Source organism: Psychromonas sp. psych-6C06, from assembly GCF_002835465.1.
Classification (GTDB): domain Bacteria; phylum Pseudomonadota; class Gammaproteobacteria; order Enterobacterales; family Psychromonadaceae; genus Psychromonas.
Genome location: NZ_PIZM01000008.1, coordinates 70,680 through 89,671, shown reverse-complemented (window position 1 = coordinate 89,671; position 18,992 = coordinate 70,680). Strand labels below are relative to the sequence as shown.

The 18,992-nt window shown below is 38.4% G+C and carries 17 protein-coding genes; 14 read left to right on the top strand and 3 right to left on the bottom strand.

The features are described from left to right. Nucleotides 1-80: 80 nt before the first annotated feature. The 3 genes from CW745_RS12225 to CW745_RS12215 are packed head-to-tail and all read right to left on the bottom strand — an operon-like array spanning nt 81 to nt 3,914. A complete protein-coding gene (locus CW745_RS12225) occupies nt 81-2,747 on the bottom strand; it encodes an MlaD family protein (protein WP_101108969.1) in 2,667 nt (888 codons plus the stop codon). Continuing rightward, a complete protein-coding gene (locus tag CW745_RS12220) occupies nt 2,740-3,417 on the bottom strand; it encodes a paraquat-inducible protein A (RefSeq protein ID WP_101108968.1) in 678 nt (225 codons plus the stop codon). Before CW745_RS12220 ends, CW745_RS12225 begins: the two co-directional genes overlap by 8 nt. Next, nucleotides 3,414-3,914: a paraquat-inducible protein A gene (locus CW745_RS12215; protein ID WP_238596804.1), complete on the bottom strand. Its 501-nt coding sequence runs from the start codon at nt 3,912-3,914 to the stop codon at nt 3,414-3,416. The genes CW745_RS12220 and CW745_RS12215 overlap by 4 nt, the downstream gene beginning before the upstream one ends. Nucleotides 3,915-4,138: 224 nt before the next feature. Between CW745_RS12215 and CW745_RS12210 the strand changes: the two genes are divergently transcribed. From CW745_RS12210 to tgt, 14 genes are all read left to right on the top strand, one after another. Next, on the top strand, nt 4,139-4,408 hold the full coding sequence (locus CW745_RS12210) for a YebG family protein (protein WP_101108967.1): 270 nt from the start codon (nt 4,139-4,141) through the stop codon (nt 4,406-4,408). 175 nt (nt 4,409-4,583) lie between these two features. Then, nucleotides 4,584-6,515 carry a threonine--tRNA ligase gene (gene thrS, locus CW745_RS12205; RefSeq protein WP_101108966.1) on the top strand — a complete coding sequence of 644 codons (1,932 nt, stop codon included), beginning with the start codon at nt 4,584-4,586 and terminating at the stop codon, nt 6,513-6,515. Continuing rightward, nucleotides 6,506-7,054: a translation initiation factor IF-3 gene (gene infC / locus CW745_RS12200; protein WP_101108965.1), complete on the top strand. Its 549-nt coding sequence runs from the start codon at nt 6,506-6,508 to the stop codon at nt 7,052-7,054. The genes thrS and infC overlap by 10 nt, the downstream gene beginning before the upstream one ends. 68 nt (nt 7,055-7,122) lie before the next feature. Further along, nucleotides 7,123-7,320 carry a 50S ribosomal protein L35 gene (rpmI, locus tag CW745_RS12195; RefSeq protein ID WP_025564055.1) on the top strand — a complete coding sequence of 66 codons (198 nt, stop codon included), beginning with the start codon at nt 7,123-7,125 and terminating at the stop codon, nt 7,318-7,320. 15 nt (nt 7,321-7,335) lie between these two features. Continuing rightward, nucleotides 7,336-7,692, top strand: a complete 357-nt coding sequence (gene rplT / locus CW745_RS12190; protein WP_101108964.1) for a 50S ribosomal protein L20 — start codon at nt 7,336-7,338, stop codon at nt 7,690-7,692. Nucleotides 7,693-7,841: 149 nt separating this feature from the next. Further along, nucleotides 7,842-9,023: a PLP-dependent aminotransferase family protein gene (locus tag CW745_RS12185; protein WP_101108963.1), complete on the top strand. Its 1,182-nt coding sequence runs from the start codon at nt 7,842-7,844 to the stop codon at nt 9,021-9,023. A 122-nt stretch (nt 9,024-9,145) separates the two neighbouring features. Continuing rightward, complete coding sequence (locus tag CW745_RS12180; RefSeq protein WP_101108962.1) at nt 9,146-10,078, top strand: dihydroorotate oxidase; 933 nt, start codon at nt 9,146-9,148, stop codon at nt 10,076-10,078. A 94-nt stretch (nt 10,079-10,172) separates the two neighbouring features. Next, nucleotides 10,173-12,398, top strand: a complete 2,226-nt coding sequence (locus CW745_RS12175) for an ABC transporter permease subunit (protein WP_101108961.1) — start codon at nt 10,173-10,175, stop codon at nt 12,396-12,398. 60 nt (nt 12,399-12,458) lie between these two features. Then, the gene (pstA, locus tag CW745_RS12170; protein ID WP_101108960.1) at nt 12,459-14,117 is read left to right on the top strand and encodes a phosphate ABC transporter permease PstA; all 1,659 of its coding nucleotides are present in this window, start codon (nt 12,459-12,461) and stop codon (nt 14,115-14,117) included. Between the two features lie 56 nt (nt 14,118-14,173). Continuing rightward, nucleotides 14,174-14,986 (top strand): phosphate ABC transporter ATP-binding protein PstB, encoded by an 813-nt coding sequence (gene pstB / locus CW745_RS12165; protein ID WP_101108959.1) that lies wholly within the window; start codon nt 14,174-14,176, stop codon nt 14,984-14,986. Nucleotides 14,987-15,145: 159 nt separating this feature from the next. Continuing rightward, the gene (gene phoU, locus CW745_RS12160; protein ID WP_101108958.1) at nt 15,146-15,853 is read left to right on the top strand and encodes a phosphate signaling complex protein PhoU; all 708 of its coding nucleotides are present in this window, start codon (nt 15,146-15,148) and stop codon (nt 15,851-15,853) included. Between the two features lie 221 nt (nt 15,854-16,074). After that, complete coding sequence (locus CW745_RS12155) at nt 16,075-16,515, top strand: DUF4124 domain-containing protein (protein ID WP_101108957.1); 441 nt, start codon at nt 16,075-16,077, stop codon at nt 16,513-16,515. 138 nt (nt 16,516-16,653) lie between these two features. Continuing rightward, entirely contained in the window at nt 16,654-17,712 is a 1,059-nt protein-coding gene (gene queA / locus CW745_RS12150; protein WP_101108956.1) for a tRNA preQ1(34) S-adenosylmethionine ribosyltransferase-isomerase QueA, read from the top strand. Nucleotides 17,713-17,786: 74 nt separating this feature from the next. Next, complete coding sequence (gene tgt / locus CW745_RS12145; protein ID WP_101109041.1) at nt 17,787-18,914, top strand: tRNA guanosine(34) transglycosylase Tgt; 1,128 nt, start codon at nt 17,787-17,789, stop codon at nt 18,912-18,914. The last annotated feature ends 78 nt before the right edge of the window (nt 18,915-18,992 follow it).

The following is an 18,992-nucleotide window of genomic DNA, read 5'->3' as shown; positions in this document are numbered from 1 at the left end:
GTTGGCTCACTGATGATCCTTGATGGTCATGTGAGATGGTTACAGATTTGTAATCATCTCACGTTAATGTTATGTAATACCTAAGGCTTAGGAATTGCGAGTTTCCAAGATAACCATTTTTCATTAAACTCTTTTTTTAACTCAAATCGTTTAAATGCACTGGCAGCCGGTTTTAAGGTTTCTTGATCACTGGTGGTCATGTTAATCCCACCCTTAATTAAAGATGTTAACGAAGTAGATTTAAGGCTAGCACCTGTTATGCCAATATCTAAATTAAAACCTGATGCTGGCCAAAATATTGAGTTATCACGAATGAGGTGAGAATATTGCGGATATATATTAAGCGTGATCTCTACCCCAGATGCATCACTGCTTAATTGCTTGTCGATCACTTCACCAATCTTAATTTGTCGGTGGTATACCGGGCTTGATATATCTGTAGAGCCTGCGTTGGTAGCAAGCAGAATTATGGGTAACCCAACATTTTTGTTTGCAACAGTAGGGGCGTTGCCTTCCCCTGTAAAGTGATTAATCGGCTTCCCTTTGCCAGGGGAAACATTTATATAGACACCTGATACTATAGTAGATAGATTTTTTGCCCCTGAAAGAGAGAGCTCACTGCGAATAATCCAAAATCGGGTTCCAGCTTTTGTTACTTGCTTTACAAACTGTGGCTCGATACTGACCGTTGCCTCTACTTTATTGGCGTTATTTAGCTGTAAGTCTGCGATTCTACCAACCACTAACCCCTTTAGCCTTAGCTTCGTACCAATTTGTAATTCATAACCTTCATCAAAGGTGATGGTGATCTGTTTGCTCGGCTGTGTTGCTTCTTTATAGCTATCATAAAGTCTATAAGTACCATTACTGTGCTTGTTACCTTTTATTTTTGGAACAATATCTACTGCAATGCCGCCACTTGCAATAGATAATAGTGATTCTGCTTCAATATTCACTCCTGATAGATCTGCGTTCACTTTAAAACCACTGATATTCCAAAAAACACTATTCTTTTCAATAAGGTGCTTATATTGGCCTTTTATTGAAAGGATAGTTCGCATCAATCCTGAATTATCAATTGCAAAACCACTCACCTCGCCGATAGGGTACTTATGGTAATATACTGGTGACCCTTTAGAAACAGAGGGAAGGTTTTCACTCAGCAGTGACACATTAAGCGGTTTAGTAAATACATTTTTGCCAATTTTAGCCGTTTCTTTAGAGGGGTATAAACGAAAATATGTATTTCTAGGAAGTTGCGATGGTTTATTGTGTTTTTTTATTGCAAACTGATTATATAAGCCAATACCGCCAGATATCATATGGGTAAGCGGTGAAGATTGGATTTCTAGCCCTTTTAATGACGCCTTTACATTAATGCCACTCAATAAATAAAATTGACTGCTTTTATTAATTAGGTATTGATAGGGGGGAGCGATATGCAATATTGATTCAATAAATTCACCATTTTTTGTGAAGTTGATACTGTTAATCTTACCAATGCTTATACCTTGATATGAAATGGGATCGCCAACATTTAACCCAGAAGCATCATCAGTTAACAGTGTTACTGCTAATATAGGACCAATCGGTGCTTGAGAAGACTGTACTATAAATGTGTCGAGACTTTTTTTATCAACACTCTCTACTGCTGGCGCGAAACCAATATAGTCACCTTTGATAAGGTTGCCAATATTTTCAATTTTTGAAAAAGATATTGCTGTTTTTTCTATCCAAAATTGTGCGCCTTCAGTCATCATGTCGCTAAACTGTGGATTAATATAAGCGGTCGCTATAAACTTTTGCTTTTCTATTGAGTAAGTTATATCTGTTATTCTACCTATACCATGACCTTTAAACATGATTCCTGCCCCCTTAGGCAGATTGGTAATATTGTTTAAAGTAAGTTCGACTTTTATTCCAGCATTACTAGCATCGATATTATCAAATAAGATAAAAGGTGTGTTCCCAGTGACTCGTTTGCTATTTTCAGGAGAGCTAAATGTAATACCGCCAGCAATGAGGGACGAGATGCTAGCCAACTGAATATCAATACCAGATGTTGATATATTAGCGCGCAGGCCACTGATGTTCCAAAACTGACTCTGCTCTTTAATTAAGTGGCTATATTGCTTATTGATAAACGCCTTGATATTGACAAATTGATCGCTTTTATCTAAGCGTACTCTAACGACTTCACCAACCTGGATTTTTTTATAAAAGAGCGGGGTTCCGACACTGATTGAGCCAGCATTTTCACTCTTAAGGTTTACCAACAATGCATTATCCGGAATGGTGATGGGTTGTTCACTCACGGCATTAAAATTGGATGCACTATCACCATCACCCGGGTGTAAATTAATATAGCTGCCTGAAAAAAGGGTATCTAAGCCAGAAATTGAGGTGAGTGATGCTTTTGGAGAGACTAACCAAAATTGTGTTTTTTCACGTAACATAAATTTTGCATGTGATTCTATTTCTGCTATCACATTGACGCCACTGCTACTGTCTAATTCAATTTTTTTGACAGTACCAACAATGACCCCTTTATAACGGATTCGTGTTTTATCAACGATAATGCTGTCTGCATTTTCAAAGTGAATCTTAATGGTAGTATTAGCATGTGTTACGTTTTCAAAAAGTATCCAAAACCCAAGCAATGCAGCCACAATGGGTAAGAACCAAATAGGAGATATTGTCGCGTTTTTAGTTGTTTGCGCTTGTGATACAAGATGTGCTTCAGTCATTATGATTGCAGTCCTGAGAGTGTTGTTGATGATGAATAGGTGTTTTACGCTGTCTGGCGTCCCAAATTAAACGGGTATCAAAGCTATAAGCTGCAAAAAGTGTCGTAATAACAACAATAGTAAAAGAGGTCGCTGCAATACCTGGATAGACAGAAAGCAGATTACCTTTATCGAAAACGGCAACCATAATTGATATTACAAACAGATCCAAAATTGACCATCGACCGATCCAATCTACAAATGAAAAAATAATTAATTGCTTTCGAGCTGAAAGTTGCCAGCGCCTTTGAACTGCAATGACAATAAATATTAGGGCAACTATTTTAAAAATAGGCACTAGTATAGAAGCGATAAAAACAATAATTGCTATCCCCAGCATTTCACCTTCGATTAATGTGATAATACCGCTGAAAATGGTATCTGGGTATAGAATGTTATTTTTAAGCAGGTACGTTATTGGATAAAGATTAGCAGGAAAAATGAAAACGATCGCTGTGATTAATAACGCCCATGTTTTTTGAAGACTTTTGTGCTTACGTAGGTAGATATCATTACCGCAAGTTGGGCATTGCAACTGCTCACTTGAAAATGCTGAATAATTTCCACAAATAGCACATACTTGTAGAGATTGTTGTATGCCTGTTTGTCCTGCTATGGCTTCCTTTGTCATAAGCGACTATATCTTTCCCAATATTGGTGATTGCTGTAATTACTGATAACGGTAGTGTTAATTAATAGCAGAGCAATAAAAAAATAAAACCCAGTGCCAATATATAGATCTGCATAATTCATTAACTTGAACATCGCTACCATCAGGCTCACCATATATACTTCTAACATCGACCAATGGATCAATATACGCGTTATTTTAAAAAGTTTCGGTAATATCAGAAGTTTTAAGTTAAAACTTAGGCATGCACTACTTATAGCAATACTGATAATTAAAAGTGTTGGGGCTATAACCGCACAAAATAAAACGACAAATGAAACGATCGGGGCGCTGTCAATCATCATGAATACCCCTTGTAATAAATTTGTTTCTTCAGTGATCCCTAAAAGATGAAGTGAGATTAAGGGAAGGTTAAATGCTGGGATGGTAATGATAAGTGCTGTTAAACATAAGGCCAACATACCAGAAGGGTTACACCAACTATTCTTATAGATCACGCTATTACATCTTATACAGCGGGCGACATAACCTTTTTCCATCTTGGGAATCTTGGATGTCATATCACAATGTCGACAGATGATTGTTTTCATTATAAAACTTCTTCTTGTTTGTGATCTAAAATAAATGGAATGACATTTCATTATACTAACAAAAGTTGCATTTTTCACAAAAAACATTTACTGTATAAAAAAACATGATTAACCAATAGGAAGAGGCTACCGTGGCAGTCATCATTAAATACATAGTAGAACGCAAGGGTGTTGAAAAAATGACCTTTACTAGCAAAAAAGAAGCAGACGCATATGACAAGATGCTTGACAGTGCAGATCAATTGGCTGAATTTCTGAGTGAAAGTTCAGTAACACTAGACGATCAGCAGCTTGAAGAGTTAGGTTTGTATCTCGCTAGCAACAAAGAGATTGTTCAAGGTTTATTCAAAGGTAATGATTACGCTGTACTTCGAAAAGAGCAAGCAAGCGACAACGAATAATTTTAAGGAGTGTTAACAAGTTAGTGAAGCGCTCCTTTGAGAAATGTTTATCCTCTGAGATTAATTACCCTTTAAAAGTGGACTTGATTGCTTTAAAATGCGCCACGAGTTTATGGATTAATTAATAAATACAAATGCTTCCTGGTTTGAAGCATCACTGTGAGGATAAAATAAAATGCCAATCATTACACTTCCCGACGGAAATCAACGTCAATTCGAAAACACAACTTCTATTATGGAAGTTGCTGCCGATATCGGTCCTGGCCTTGCTAAAGCTTGCATTGCAGGTCGTGTTGACGGGAAACTTGTTGACGCTTGTGACCCAATCGAAAACGATGCAAATATTTCAATCATCACTGCTAAAGATGATGAAGGTTTAGAAATTCTACGACATTCTTGTGCTCATCTTTTAGGTCATGCTGTTAAACAGCTTTATCCTCAAGCCAAAATGGCGATCGGGCCTACCATCGATAATGGCTTCTATTACGATATTGATGTAGATGTCACTATTAACGATGAAGAGTTAGCTAAAATTGAAAAGCTAATGAATAAGTTAGTTAAAACTAATTATACCGTTGTGAAGAAGAAAGTATCAGTTGATGAGGCAAAAGCTGTTTTTGCTGATCGTGAAGAGCCTTATAAGCTTGAGATTCTTGAAGGCATTGATGCTGATGACCGTCCTGGTCTTTACCATCACGAAGAATATATCGATATGTGTCGTGGACCTCACGTACCGACAATGAAATTCAGCCAATACTTTAAATTGATGAAGGTAGCCGGTGCATATTGGCGTGGCGACTCAGACAATAAAATGCTACAGCGTATATATGGCACAGCTTGGGCTGATAAAAAACAACTTAAAGCTTACTTAAAGCGTCTTGAAGAAGCCGCTAAACGCGACCATCGTAAAATAGGTAAGCAATTAGACCTTTACCATATGCAAGAAGAAGCACCAGGCATGGTATTTTGGCATGCTAATGGCTGGACAATATACCGTGAACTCGAAAACTATATTCGTGAACAAACGGTTGCATTTGGTTATCAAGAAGTAAAAGCGCCACAAATATTAGATCGTTCTCTGTGGGAAAAATCTGGTCACTGGGATAAATACAAAGATGGCATGTTCTGTACTTGTAGTGAAAACCGTGATTACGCAATTAAACCGATGAACTGCCCTGGCCATGTGCAAATTTTTAACCAAGGTTTAAAATCATACCGTGACTTACCAATGCGCTTATCTGAGTTTGGCTCTTGTCACCGAAATGAGCCGTCAGGTTCACTGCACGGCTTAATGCGTGTACGTGGATTTACACAAGATGATGCACATATATTTTGTACAGAAGAGCAGATACTTGAAGAAGTATCAGCTTGTATCAATATGGTTTTTGAGTGTTACAAAACATTTGGATTTGAAGATATCGTTGTAAAATTGTCAACTCGCCCAGAAAAACGTGTTGGTGACGACGCTACTTGGGATAAATCTGAAGCTGCATTAGCGAACGCACTTGATGAAAATGGTATTAAATTTGAATATTTACCAGGTGAAGGCGCTTTTTATGGACCTAAAATTGAATTTACTTTGTATGATTGTCTAGGTCGTGCGTGGCAATGTGGTACAATACAGCTCGACTTCTCAATGCCTGGTCGATTAGACGCAACTTATGTTGGTGAAGATAACGAACGACATACACCTGTAATGATTCATCGTGCAATTCTTGGTTCATTAGAACGTTTTATCGGTATTTTAACCGAAGAGTATGCAGGCATTTATCCAACATGGTTATCACCGCAACAGGTCGTTGTGATGAATATTACTGATAAACAATCAGATTTTGTTGCAGAAGTAGTAAATAAATTGAAAAAAGAAGGAATTAGAGCCATTTCGGACTTGAGAAATGAGAAGATAGGCTTTAAAATCCGCGAGCATACATTAAAACGTGTTCCTTACTTACTTGTCGTAGGTGATAAAGAAGTAGAAGCAAATGAAGTTGCTGTTAGAACGCGTAAGGGTGATGATCTAGGTAAAATCAAAGTCGATGACTTTGTAAGCCAAATTAAAGAAGAGATCAGCACACGTAAACAAGAACTTATAGGAGAATTGTTATAAAAGGTGCAAGAAAAGCCCCACAACAGGGCAATAAACATCGCTTGAATGAAGAGATCACTGGAACGGAAGTGCGTTTATCAGACTCAGAAGGCAAGCCAGTTGGTGTTGTTTCTTTAGAAGAAGCGAAAAACATGGCATTTGAGCAAAATCTTGACTTAGTTGAGATTAGCCCTAATGCAGAGCCACCAGTTTGTCGCATCATGAATTATGGCAAGTTTCTCTATGAAAAGAGCAAATCCGCAAAAGAACAGCGGAAAAAGCAAGTTCAGGTCCAGCTGAAGGAAATCAAATTCCGTCCTGGAACTGACGAAGGCGATTATCAGGTAAAACTACGCAACCTGACTCGCTTTTTAACAGAGGGTAACAAGGCTAAAGTAACACTACGTTATCGTGGTCGTGAAATGGCGCACCAATCACTAGGATTAGATCTACTAAACCGTATTAAAGCGGACTTAGCAGAAATATCTAACGTTGAATCTTTCCCGAAAATGGAAGGTCGACAAATGGTAATGGTACTTGGCCCTAAACGTGCTAGCTAAGGCATCAAGTAGTGGTTCGCCACTCGCCTTACTGGTTTATATTAACTTAGAACAATGCGGAGTTCGCAATGCCTAAAATGAAATCGAACAAAGGTGCTGCAAAGCGCTTTAAAAAGACTGCTTCTGGCGGCTTTAAGCGTAAGCAATCACACTTACGTCATATCCTTACTAAAAAATCTACTAAGCGTAAGCGTCACCTACGTGCACAAAGCATGGTAGCAAAAGTAGATGTACCTAGTATTAACAGAATGTTACCATTCGCTTAAGTAAGGAATTAAAAAATGCCAAGAGTAAAACGTGGTGTACAAGCGCGTGCACGTCATAAGAAAGTCTTAAAACAAGCTAAAGGTTATTACGGTGCTCGTTCACGTGTTTATCGCGTAGCAGTACAAGCAGTAACTAAAGCTGGCCAATACGCTTACCGTGACCGTCGTCAACGTAAACGTGTTTTCCGTCAACTTTGGATTGCGCGTATTAACGCTGCATCTCGTGTTAGCGGTCTATCTTACAGCCGTTTCATCAATGGTCTTAAAAAGGCTTCTGTTGAAATCGATCGTAAGATTCTTGCTGATATCGCAGTATTCGATAAAGCAACATTTGCTCATTTAGTTGAAGTAGCTAAAAAAGCACTTGCTTAATTAATCTTTACTTGAAGACTGATTAATAATCGATTTATAAAAGGAGACAATTTGTCTCCTTTTTTTTTGTCTTTGTCTCTTGTTATTTCAAGGTAAATAACATAAAAATAGCCTCTCAGATTTAATCACAGTTAATATGGATAATTTATATGAATGAACTTTTCTCTAATCGAATCTCTAGCGTGCCTCCCTCTTTTATTCGTGAAATTTTAAAAGTCGCTGTCGATCCTCAAATTATCTCATTTGCTGGCGGTTTACCAAATCGTGATCTATTCCCTGTAGAAGCTTTACAAAAAGCAACTAACGATATTTTCAGCGATGATGGCAAAGATATTCTTCAATACACCGGCACTGAAGGTTATTTACCATTACGTGAGATGATTGTTGCCGATTATAAGCGAAAAGGTATTGAAGTTAATGTTGACGAAATTCTGATCACCAATGGTTCACAACAGGGTCTTGACCTTTTAGGTAAGGTGTTACTTAACGAAGGTGATGAGGTGATCATCGAAGAGCCGGGTTATCTGGGGGCTATTCAAGCATTTGAAGTTTATCTTGCTAAATTCAATTCGGTTGCCGTTGGTCAAGATGGAATGGATATCGATGCGCTTGAGAAGACACTACAAAATAGTCAATCAAAGTTGATGTATACCGTACCGAACTTTCAAAACCCATCAGGTATTTCATATACCAATGAAAATCGCCAAGCGGTTGCTGAAGCATTAAGTAAAAGCAAAACATTGTTAATTGAAGACAACCCTTATGGTGATTTGAGATTTGCTGGTGAAGAGAAAACCTCTTTTAAAACACTATTACCAGAACAAACAATTTTGTTGGGGTCATTTTCTAAAATTGTTGTGCCTTCATTCCGCCTTGGTTGGATTGTTGCACCTAAAGTATTGATGGAAAAATTAGTTATTGCTAAACAAGCAGGTGATTTACACTCAAACTATTTTTGCCAACGTGTGCTGCACCGTTTCTTACAAGATAATGACCTACAGGCTCATATTAAGAAAATTATTAATGTTTATGGTAAACAAAAGTTAGTAATGGAAAATGCGATAAAGCGTTGTTTCCCAAAACAAGTTACTTACTTGAACCCCGAGGGGGGAATGTTCCTTTGGGTGACTTTGCCTGAGTCACTTACAGCTACAGCTGTTTTTGATAAAGCGATTGCAGAGAAAGTTGCTTTTGTACCTGGCGACCCTTTCTACGTGACTAAACGCGGAATGAATACATTACGTTTAAATTTTTCGAGTGTTGATCCGGATATTATCGAAGAGGGAATTGAACGTTTAGGTAAAGTATTACATGATTTACTTGATGACTAATTCTATGTAACGTATTAAATTCTTTATAAAAGCCAATCAATTGATTGGCTTTTTTGTTTCTAATCAAATTGAAAAATGTGATCTGTATTACACTGTGCCGAAATTAAACATCGGAGAATGAAATGCGTGTAGATCTATCAACATCAATTGCGGGTATTAACCTTAGTAGTTATTTAATGAATGCTTCTGGGCCTAAATGTACTACTTGGGAAGAACTCGAAGTAATCGGTCAGTCTAACTCTGCCGCTATTGTCACTAAATCTTGTACGATTTCTTTTCGTGAAGGTAACCCTGAGCCACGTTATAGCGATTTACCGTTAGGCTCAATCCAATCTATGGGATTACCCAACCTTGGCTATAAAGCTTATCTTGAAATGGTTCCAAAACTTAAGAGGCTTGGTAAGCCAGTTGTTGTTAGTATCTCTGGTTTTAGCATTGAAGATAATATTGAAATGGTGAGTGCATTCCAAAACAGTGATATCGATTTAATAGAAGTTAACTTTTCATGCCCAAATATTCCAGGTAAAGCACAAGTTGCTTATGATTTTTCTCAAGTAGAGAGTGCGCTGCAAGCACTCACTGTATTAGGTGATAAACCTTTAGGTATTAAACTTGCTCCTTATTTCGATATGTCGCATTTTGTTGCAATGGCTGAAATATTAAACAAATTTCCTGTAAAATTTATTACCTGTGTTAACTCTATTGGTAATACGCTCATTATTGACCCTGAAACGGAATCTCCTATCATTAAGCCAAAAGGTGGTTTTGGTGGTTTATGTGGTGATTATATTAAACCCATTGGCCTTGCTAACGTACGTGCTTTTCGGGAATTATTATCTGACGATATTCAAATCATTGGCGTTGGCGGTATTAAAACGGGTATCGATGCCTTCGAATACTTACTTGCTGGAGCGGATGCGGTACAGATTGCGACCTGTTTTGAAAAAGAAGGGGAAGGATGTTTTCAACGAATTGAAGCAGAACTTAAGCACTTTATGGCTACAAAGGGTTACTCAAAGCTTTCTGATGCAAAAGGGAAACTAAAACCGCTTTAAAAATAGCGACAATTAACACAATTGTGACACCTGTAATATAACTGTCACAAAAGCGCAATATACTCTCCTCCATCAATAACATTGGAGAGTTTTAATGCAAAGCGATTTGTCAAATCGATTACGCGCCAATCAAAAGCGTGTTATCAAAGATAAACTAGTTAAGTACAGTATTAGTAGTGGTGGAGCACTTGTATTAGTGACGCTACTGCTTATATTTGGTTACTTACTCTACGTAGTTTTACCTATTTTTGCACCGGTAAGCATCGAAGTCGAACGTCAGTTCACACAGAATAAGAGTGAGCAAATATATGCTCTTGGACTTGATGAACAAAATGATGTTAGTTACCAGATCAATGAACAAGGTATTATCTCATTTTACTCTTTACGTGAGCATGATTTAGGTGAGTTGCTGCTATCTAAAACTATACTCGAAAATCCCATTGCGTTTGCGCAATCTTCACCAGGTCATAATACTCATCTTTTAAGTAATGATGCTGGGCAAGTGGTCATCTTTAAACCTGAATTTGACACTACTTACCCTGATGACAAGCGTCTAATCACTCCTCGTATATCTTACCCGCTTGGTGAAGAATCTATCGACATTGATCCTCAAGGTAAAGCAATTACTGTCGCTAGTTTTGAGATCACAGATGAAGCCGGTGCTATTGCTGCAATTACTAGCGATAATCGTGGATTGATGCTTTTTTTAACTGCGACAGAAGATATGATGACGGAAGAGGTTGTATGGGAGCCTGAGCTTGTTGAATTGCCTTCATTACCAAACAACGTTTCACAAATGCTGTTAAGTCCCGATTTAAAAAATCTCTTCATTCGCGCTAATAACGACCTTTTAGTTTACGATGTTTCGGATAGTAACGATATCAGTCTTAAATCTGCATTACCCATTAATGCGCCAAATACCCATGTCACAGATATCCAGTTATTAACCGGTGCAAGCTCTTTGATCGTTGCAAATGATAATGGCGTGGTGAGTCAATGGTTTGAAGTGTTAAAAGATAACCAACGTACCTTCACATTTATCAGGGACTTTACAGCAGAAGAAAGCGTTGCTGATATCGTGCCAGAGTACTTTAGAAAAGGTTTCCTAACGACTGATCAACAGGGGTACTTATCAATTTTCCATACCACTGGCGATACCCGTTTACTGCATGAAAAAGTAAGCGATAATCAAAACCTTGCTGTTGCTTTCTCGCCACGTGCCAATGCTCTGCTAGTCGCAGATGCTAAACAAGTTACATTATATAAACTAGACAATGAACACCCTGAAGTGACATGGTCTGCTCTTTGGCAGAAGGTTTGGTACGAAGGTTATCCTGAGGCAAGTTACCTTTGGCAGTCAACATCAGCAAGTGACGACTTCGAAGCTAAAATGAGCTTAGTGCCAATCTCTTTTGGTACCATTAAAGCGGCTTTCTACGCAATGTTATTTGCGGTGCCAATCGCTATTTCTGGTGCTGTATATACGGCATACTTTATGTCGCCAGCGATTCGCTCATATGTCAAACCAACAGTTGAAATTATGGAAGCATTACCAACTGTAATACTAGGTTTCCTTGCTGGTTTATGGTTGGCGCCCCTGATTGAGAATCAATTACCGGGCATTATATTATTGTTGCTCACTTTACCGTTAAGTATCTTAGCAACCGCGATGCTTTGGACGTTATTACCTAAATCATTCAAGGAAGCTATACCAGAAGGCTTTCACCCTCTGATTCTGCTACCGGTATTACTATTTGCTGGCTACATCTCAATGAGTTTTAGCGATACATTAGAATTGTGGCTGTTTAATGGTGATACACGTATGTATCTGACTAATGAGTTAGGTATTAACTTTGATCAACGTAACTCATTAATTGTTGGTATTGCGATGGGATTTGCTGTTATTCCAACTATCTACTCAATTGCAGAGGATGCGATATTCAGTGTTCCTAAAAGTCTAACTATGGGCTCATTAGCATTGGGTGCTACACCATGGCAGACACTCGCCAAAGTTGTAATTTTAACAGCAAGTCCAGGTATTTTCTCTGCTGTAATGATGGGAACTGGACGCGCTGTTGGTGAAACAATGATTGTACTAATGGCTACGGGTAATACGCCAATTATGGATTGGAACATCTTTGAAGGGATGCGCTCTCTATCGGCAAATATTGCGGTGGAAATGCCAGAGTCTGAAGTAGGAAGTTCACACTACCGCGTACTGTTTTTAGCTGCTTTTGTATTGTTCCTGTTCACCTTTGTATTTAATACGGTGGCTGAATTGGTACGTCAACGTTTACGTGAAAAATATTCAAGTCTGTAACGTAATACAAGCAACCAAATTGTTAAGTCATAGCAGTAATGTCTGTTAATAGGAAATTTTATGAATAAGTGGTTTAAATCGGGTACCCCATGGATATGGATGACCGGTGGTGCAGTGAGTTTAAGTTTGATCATGGTGATCGGCTTGTTTGTTCTGATTGGTTGGAGAGGCTTAAGCTTCTTCTGGCCTGCGACGGTATATGAGTTTGATATGCTCGATGCGCAGGGCAACCATATGAATGTGATTGGTGAAATTTATGACAGCGAAACCGTACTAAAGCAACAACTTAAAGAGGCTGGTATTGCTGGCCTTGAAAATCGCGGTGATACGTTAGAGCGTTACTTGATAAAAGTGGGTAACAGAGAATATGTTGATCTGGATTTTCAGTGGGTACTCGAAACGGTTATCGTCGAAAAGCATATCCCAAGTGATATTGTCGTATTAGAGCGAACTAAGAACGGTAACTTCTATGGCTACATCAAAGAGATTCAAGAAAATGGTGTTGTGTTGCCAATAACAGGAGAGGCGCTTGAAGCTGAGCTTGAAGCACGACTTGCGGTTACTAAAGCACTTAAAGATAAAGAAAATGATCTATTGAAGGGTGATATTGGACGTATTAACTTTGATCTTGAGCGAATTCGTCTTAAAAAACGTAAGCTTGATTTAGAAGGGCAGTTAACTGCTGAAGCATTAGTTGAACTTGATGGACAGGCTCAAGCGTTACGCGATGAGTATCTAGTATTAGAAAAGGAACTTTTTGCCTATCGTACAGAAGCGCAAAGAGATGCTGTTGTGATAACAGATATGACCGGACGTAATGTTGTAATGCCAATGGCTAAGGTATTAGATTTCTACCTACCAAATAAAATGACATTTATTGAGAAGATACAACATTGGTTCCATCAGACTGCAAAATTTGTTAGTGACGATCCACGAGAAGCTAATACAGAAGGTGGTGTATTCCCTGCTATTTTTGGTACTGTGTTTATGGTAATGCTAATGGCGGTAATCGTGACTCCCTTTGGTGTTGTTGCCGCTATTTACCTTCATGAGTATGCGCCTAAAAATACAATTACTAAGTTTATTCGTATCGCCGTGATTAACTTAGCGGGTGTACCTTCAATTGTATATGGTGTATTTGGTTTAGGTTTCTTTGTATATATTGTTGGTGGCAGTATTGACCAACTCTTATATCCTGAAGCATTGCCATCGCCAACATTTGGTTCACCGGGCGTATTATGGTCTGCATTAACCTTAGCTATCTTAACGCTACCAGTTGTTATTGTATCAACCGAAGAAGGGTTAAGTCGTATCCCAAGTTCATTGCGTGAAGGTTCATTAGCATTAGGTGCAACAAAATCAGAAACGTTATGGCGTATCATTGTGCCAATGGCAAGTCCTGCGATCATGACTGGTCTTATTTTAGCGGTTGCACGTGCTGCCGGAGAAGTTGCTCCATTGATGCTTGTTGGTGTAGTAAAAATGGCGCCAACATTACCAGTTGATGGAAACTTTCCATACCTACATTTAGAACGTAAGTTCATGCATTTAGGTTTCCATATTTATGATGTTGGTTTCCAAAGCCCGAATGTTGAGGCCGCACGCCCACTGGTTTACGCAACCTCATTTTTATTAGTAACCGTTATTATTGGTTTGAACTTAGCTGCCATCGGTATCCGTAATAGCTTACGCGAAAAATACCGTGCTTTAGAGCACTAAATCAAACTTGCACACAAAATTACAAGATAAATATAAAGAATTAGTAGGAAAAAAAGATGATCACATTACCAAAGTCAACAAGTGAAAAAGATGTACTAACACATTTGAGTGCAGATAAAACAGCACTAGAAATTAAAAATTTAGATTTATATTACGGCGATAAACAAGCGCTATTCGATGTGTCGATGAAGATACCAAAGGGTAAAGTAACTGCCTTTATCGGTCCTTCAGGTTGTGGTAAATCAACACTATTACGTTGTATCAACCGTATGAATGACCTGGTAGATATTTGTCGTGTAGATGGCAATATTGAACTACAAGGGACTAATATTTATGATAAATCAGTTGATGTAGCCGCATTACGTCGTCGTGTTGGCATGGTTTTCCAGAGACCAAACCCCTTTCCTAAGTCTATTTACGAAAATGTAGTTTATGGTCTGCGTTTGCAAGGCATTAAAGATCGTCGTGTATTAGACGAGGCTGCTGAGACATCACTACGAAGTGCCGCGTTATGGAATGAAGTAAAAGACCGTTTACATGATAATGCTTTTGGTTTGTCAGGTGGTCAGCAACAACGTCTTGTAATTGCTCGCGCTATTGCAATTGGACCTGAAGTGCTTTTGCTAGATGAACCAACGTCTGCATTAGACCCAATATCTACATTAACAATCGAAGAGTTAATCACTGAACTAAAGTCTAAATTTACGGTTGTTATTGTTACTCATAACATGCAACAAGCTGCACGTGTTTCTGATCAAACTGCCTTTATGTATATGGGTAAGCTGATTGAGTACTCTGACACTAATACGCTCTTTACAGCACCAAAAGAGAAGCAGACAGAAGACTACATTACTGGCCGTTATGGCTAATAACAGTTCAAGGCGACGCCATTAAACTTATTTTGGCGTCGAAAAATGCACATTTAGGCAAACTAAAGTGCACTTTTTCTTGAACTAAGCATAAATGACTTAGTTCTGAATAGTTATACTTTAACGTGATCTTAAAAAGAATTAGGAAAGGAAAATACAATGGAAGCATCAAATATTAATCGTCATATCTCTGGGCAGTTTAACACTGAGTTAGAGAGTGTTCGAAATCAAGTTATGCAAATGGGCGGCCTAATAGAGCAACAATTGAACGATGTATTGGCCTCGATGGCAGAGAATAATGTCGAATTGGCTAAAAAAGTGATTAGTAAAGATAAAGAAGTTAATCAGTTTGAGTCTAATGTTGACCGTGAATGTTCACGTATCATCGCTAAGCGTCAACCAGCCGCAAGTGATTTACGTTTAATTTTAACCATTATGAAAAGCATCACTGAACTCGAACGCATCGGTGATGGTGTTGCTGGTATCGCATCAATGGTTATTGAAAATCATGATAAAGAAGTACCATCTTTGATTGGTCTAGAAAATATGGGGCAAATTGTATTAAAAATGCTTCATAACTCATTAGACGCGTTTACACGTTTAGATTTAAAAGCAGCAATCGAAATTCACAACGAGGATAAAAAAGTAAATCGTCAATATGAAAGTATACTTCGTGAGTTAATGACTTTCATGATGGAAGATCCCCGTTCTATTCCCTTTATTTTAAAGGTACTGGCTTCTGCACGCTCAATTGAGAGAATCGGGGACCGATGCCAAAATCTATGTGAACATATCGTTTACTTAGTAAAAGGGGTGGATGTACGACATGCTACAGAAGAAGAATTAAATTCTTTATTAGCGGATTAATGCTAAGTATTTGACCCACATCGCTTAAATTGACTTTTTTAGTATCTTTAGCAAAATTTCTAAATTCGTAGCGAGAATAATGTCGAGAGCTTTATGTGTAAATGCAGACTAGCTCTCGTTTCATAGGTCCTTAACCCCATAAAAATAGTTACTTTTTGACATTAACTTGGTTATAATGCTCAAAATACATAAGGAAATACGAATTTCAGGGATTTGAAGTGATGAAATATATATTATTAATGCTGTCAATTTTGGCCTTCTCGCCAATTGCAAATAGTAATACTACAACGACTACCGTTTTCAGTTGGGTTGATGACAATGGTGTTATGCATTTCACCGATAAAAAGCCGAAAGAAAGTGTTGTCGCTGCTGAATTTTTAACAACTATCGACATCGAAGTTGCTAATGTTCCTGAAGCTCCTCGCATGAACACTCAACCTGCTCAATTACCTGCGGTTGCTCAAAACGTTCGCTCTATAGCTGAGAAAGATTGGACATATAAAGAATTATCTCCAACCTGTCGTTGGATTGCTAAACGTATTTCATTACTTGAAAACATGATCGAACAAAATTCAGATGTATATGATGAAATATTCCGACAAGAACTAAGTAAACGTCAAAAAGACTGGAACTCACAAAGCTGTTTTTCTGGTATTAGTTAAGACTTATTGATGCATCTCTCGGGAAGTTGTTGTCAACTTCCCTTTGTAACCCTCTGGTCATATATCTTCATCTCCTAATCAAGTTGCACCACTTTCATAGTAGGGTATAATCCTCGCTTTATTTTGCGGAAGCTACTCATGAAAGTCTCTGATTTCTCTTTTCAATTACCCGAATCATTAATAGCTCGTTATCCCAAAGCTGAGCGAACTGGTAGCCGTTTATTATCACTATGTGGTATTTCGGGTGACATTAAGCACCAACAATTCCCTGATATTATTGATTTAATTAATTCAGATGACCTTCTCATATTCAATGATACTCGGGTTATACCCGCACGTTTGTTTGGCGAAAAGGAAACAGGCGGTAAAATTGAAGTATTAGTCGAACGCGTAATAGACGATAAAAGCTTTCTTGCTCACGTACGAAGCTCTAAGTCCCCTAAACCGGGTTGTAAATTACGCCTAGAAAACACAGTTGATGCTGTGATGGTGCAACGTCAAGGCCCTTTATTTGAGATTTGTATTGATGATACATCATCGGTTTTAGAGGTATTAGAAAATATTGGTCATATGCCATTACCACCCTATATCGACAGACCGGACGAAGATGCGGATAAAGAGAGATACCAAACTGTTTATAATAAAAACCCGGGTGCTGTTGCAGCACCCACAGCAGGTTTGCATTTCGATCAAACAATATTAGATAAAATACAAAAAAAAGGGGCTGAGCTTGCTTTTGTTACCTTGCACGTTGGTGCTGGTACTTTTCAGCCTGTTAAAGTTGATAACGTCCTTGAACATCATATGCACAGTGAATTAGCGCAGGTATCTCAAGAAGTTGTTGATAAAATTATCGCGACTAAACAAAAGGGGGGCCGTGTTATCGCAGTTGGTACTACTTCAGTGCGCTCTATCGAAAGTGCTGCACAGGCAACACTTGCTCAAGGGTTACCGCTCACGCCCTATTTTGCAGAGACCGATATTTTTATTTACCCTGGATATAAGTTTCAATTAATTGATGCGATGGTGACTAATTTTCACTTGTCGGAGTCAACATTACTGATGTTAGTAAGTGCCTTCGCAGGAAAAAAACATATCGAAAAGGCCTATCAGGTCGCTATCGAAGAGCAGTATCGCTTTTTTAGTTATGGTGACGCGATGTTTTTAACTAATGCAAACTCAACCGCTGAACTTTAAGCATAATTTGAAGAAAACTAAAATTTTTACAACCAACTGTCGGACTGTTTTTCCGACGAGGAATCGCAATGAAAATGAAATTTGATTTACTAGCCACTGCCGGACGCGCTCGACGTGGTCGCCTTACATTTGAACGTGGTACAGTGGAAACTCCCGCATTTATGCCAGTAGGGACCTACGGGACAGTTAAGGGAATGACACCAGAAGAAGTGGATGCAACGGGAGCTGAGATATTATTAGGTAATACGTTTCACCTTTGGCTTCGACCTGGGCAAAAGGTGATCAAACAACATGGTGACCTTCACGACTTTATGAAGTGGAACGGACCAATCTTGACTGACTCTGGTGGTTTTCAAGTTTTTAGTCTTGGGAAAATGCGTAAAATTAAAGAAGAGGGGGTTTATTTTAGAAGCCCTGTGAACGGAGATGAAGTTTTTTTATCTCCGGAAATCTCAATGGAAATTCAGTACGATTTAGGCTCAGATATCGTAATGATATTCGATGAATGTACACCTTATCCTGCTACCGAGCAAGAAGCTGATACCTCGATGAAATTGTCTTTGCGTTGGGCTGAACGTAGTCGCAAACGTTTTGATGAACAAGAAAATCCGAATGCACTTTTTGGCATTATTCAAGGCGGATGTTATGAAAATCTTCGAGATGTTTCACTCGCAGGTCTTGAGAAAATTGGTTTTGATGGATATGCAATTGGTGGCCTTGCGGTTGGCGAGCCGAAAGAAGATATGCACCGCATTTTAGATCATGTCACTACAAAAATACCTGAGGGAAAACCTCGTTATTTGATGGGGGTAGGTAAACCACAGGATTTAGTTGAAGGTGTTCGTCGTGGCGTTGATATGTTTGATTGTGTGATGCCAACACGTAATGCGCGAAATGGTCATCTATTCACAACAGATGGCGTTATTAAAATCCGTAACGCTAAACACCGCGAAGATACAAGCCCTTTAGATTCAGAATGTGATTGCTACACGTGTAAAAATTATAGTCGTGCATACCTATATCATCTTGACAAATGTGGAGAAATCTTGGGTGCAAGGTTAAATACGATCCATAACCTACGTTATTACCAACGTTTAATGAAAGGTTTGCGTGATGCCATTGAGCAGGGTACATTAGATGAATTCGTCGATACCTTTTATAAACGCATCGGTGTTGAAAAACCAGTAATAGACGAAGCATAAAATAAGGGCCAATTAATCAATACGCATTGAAAAGTGTTAAATTGACCCAATAATAAATATAACAATTTTTAATTTTAA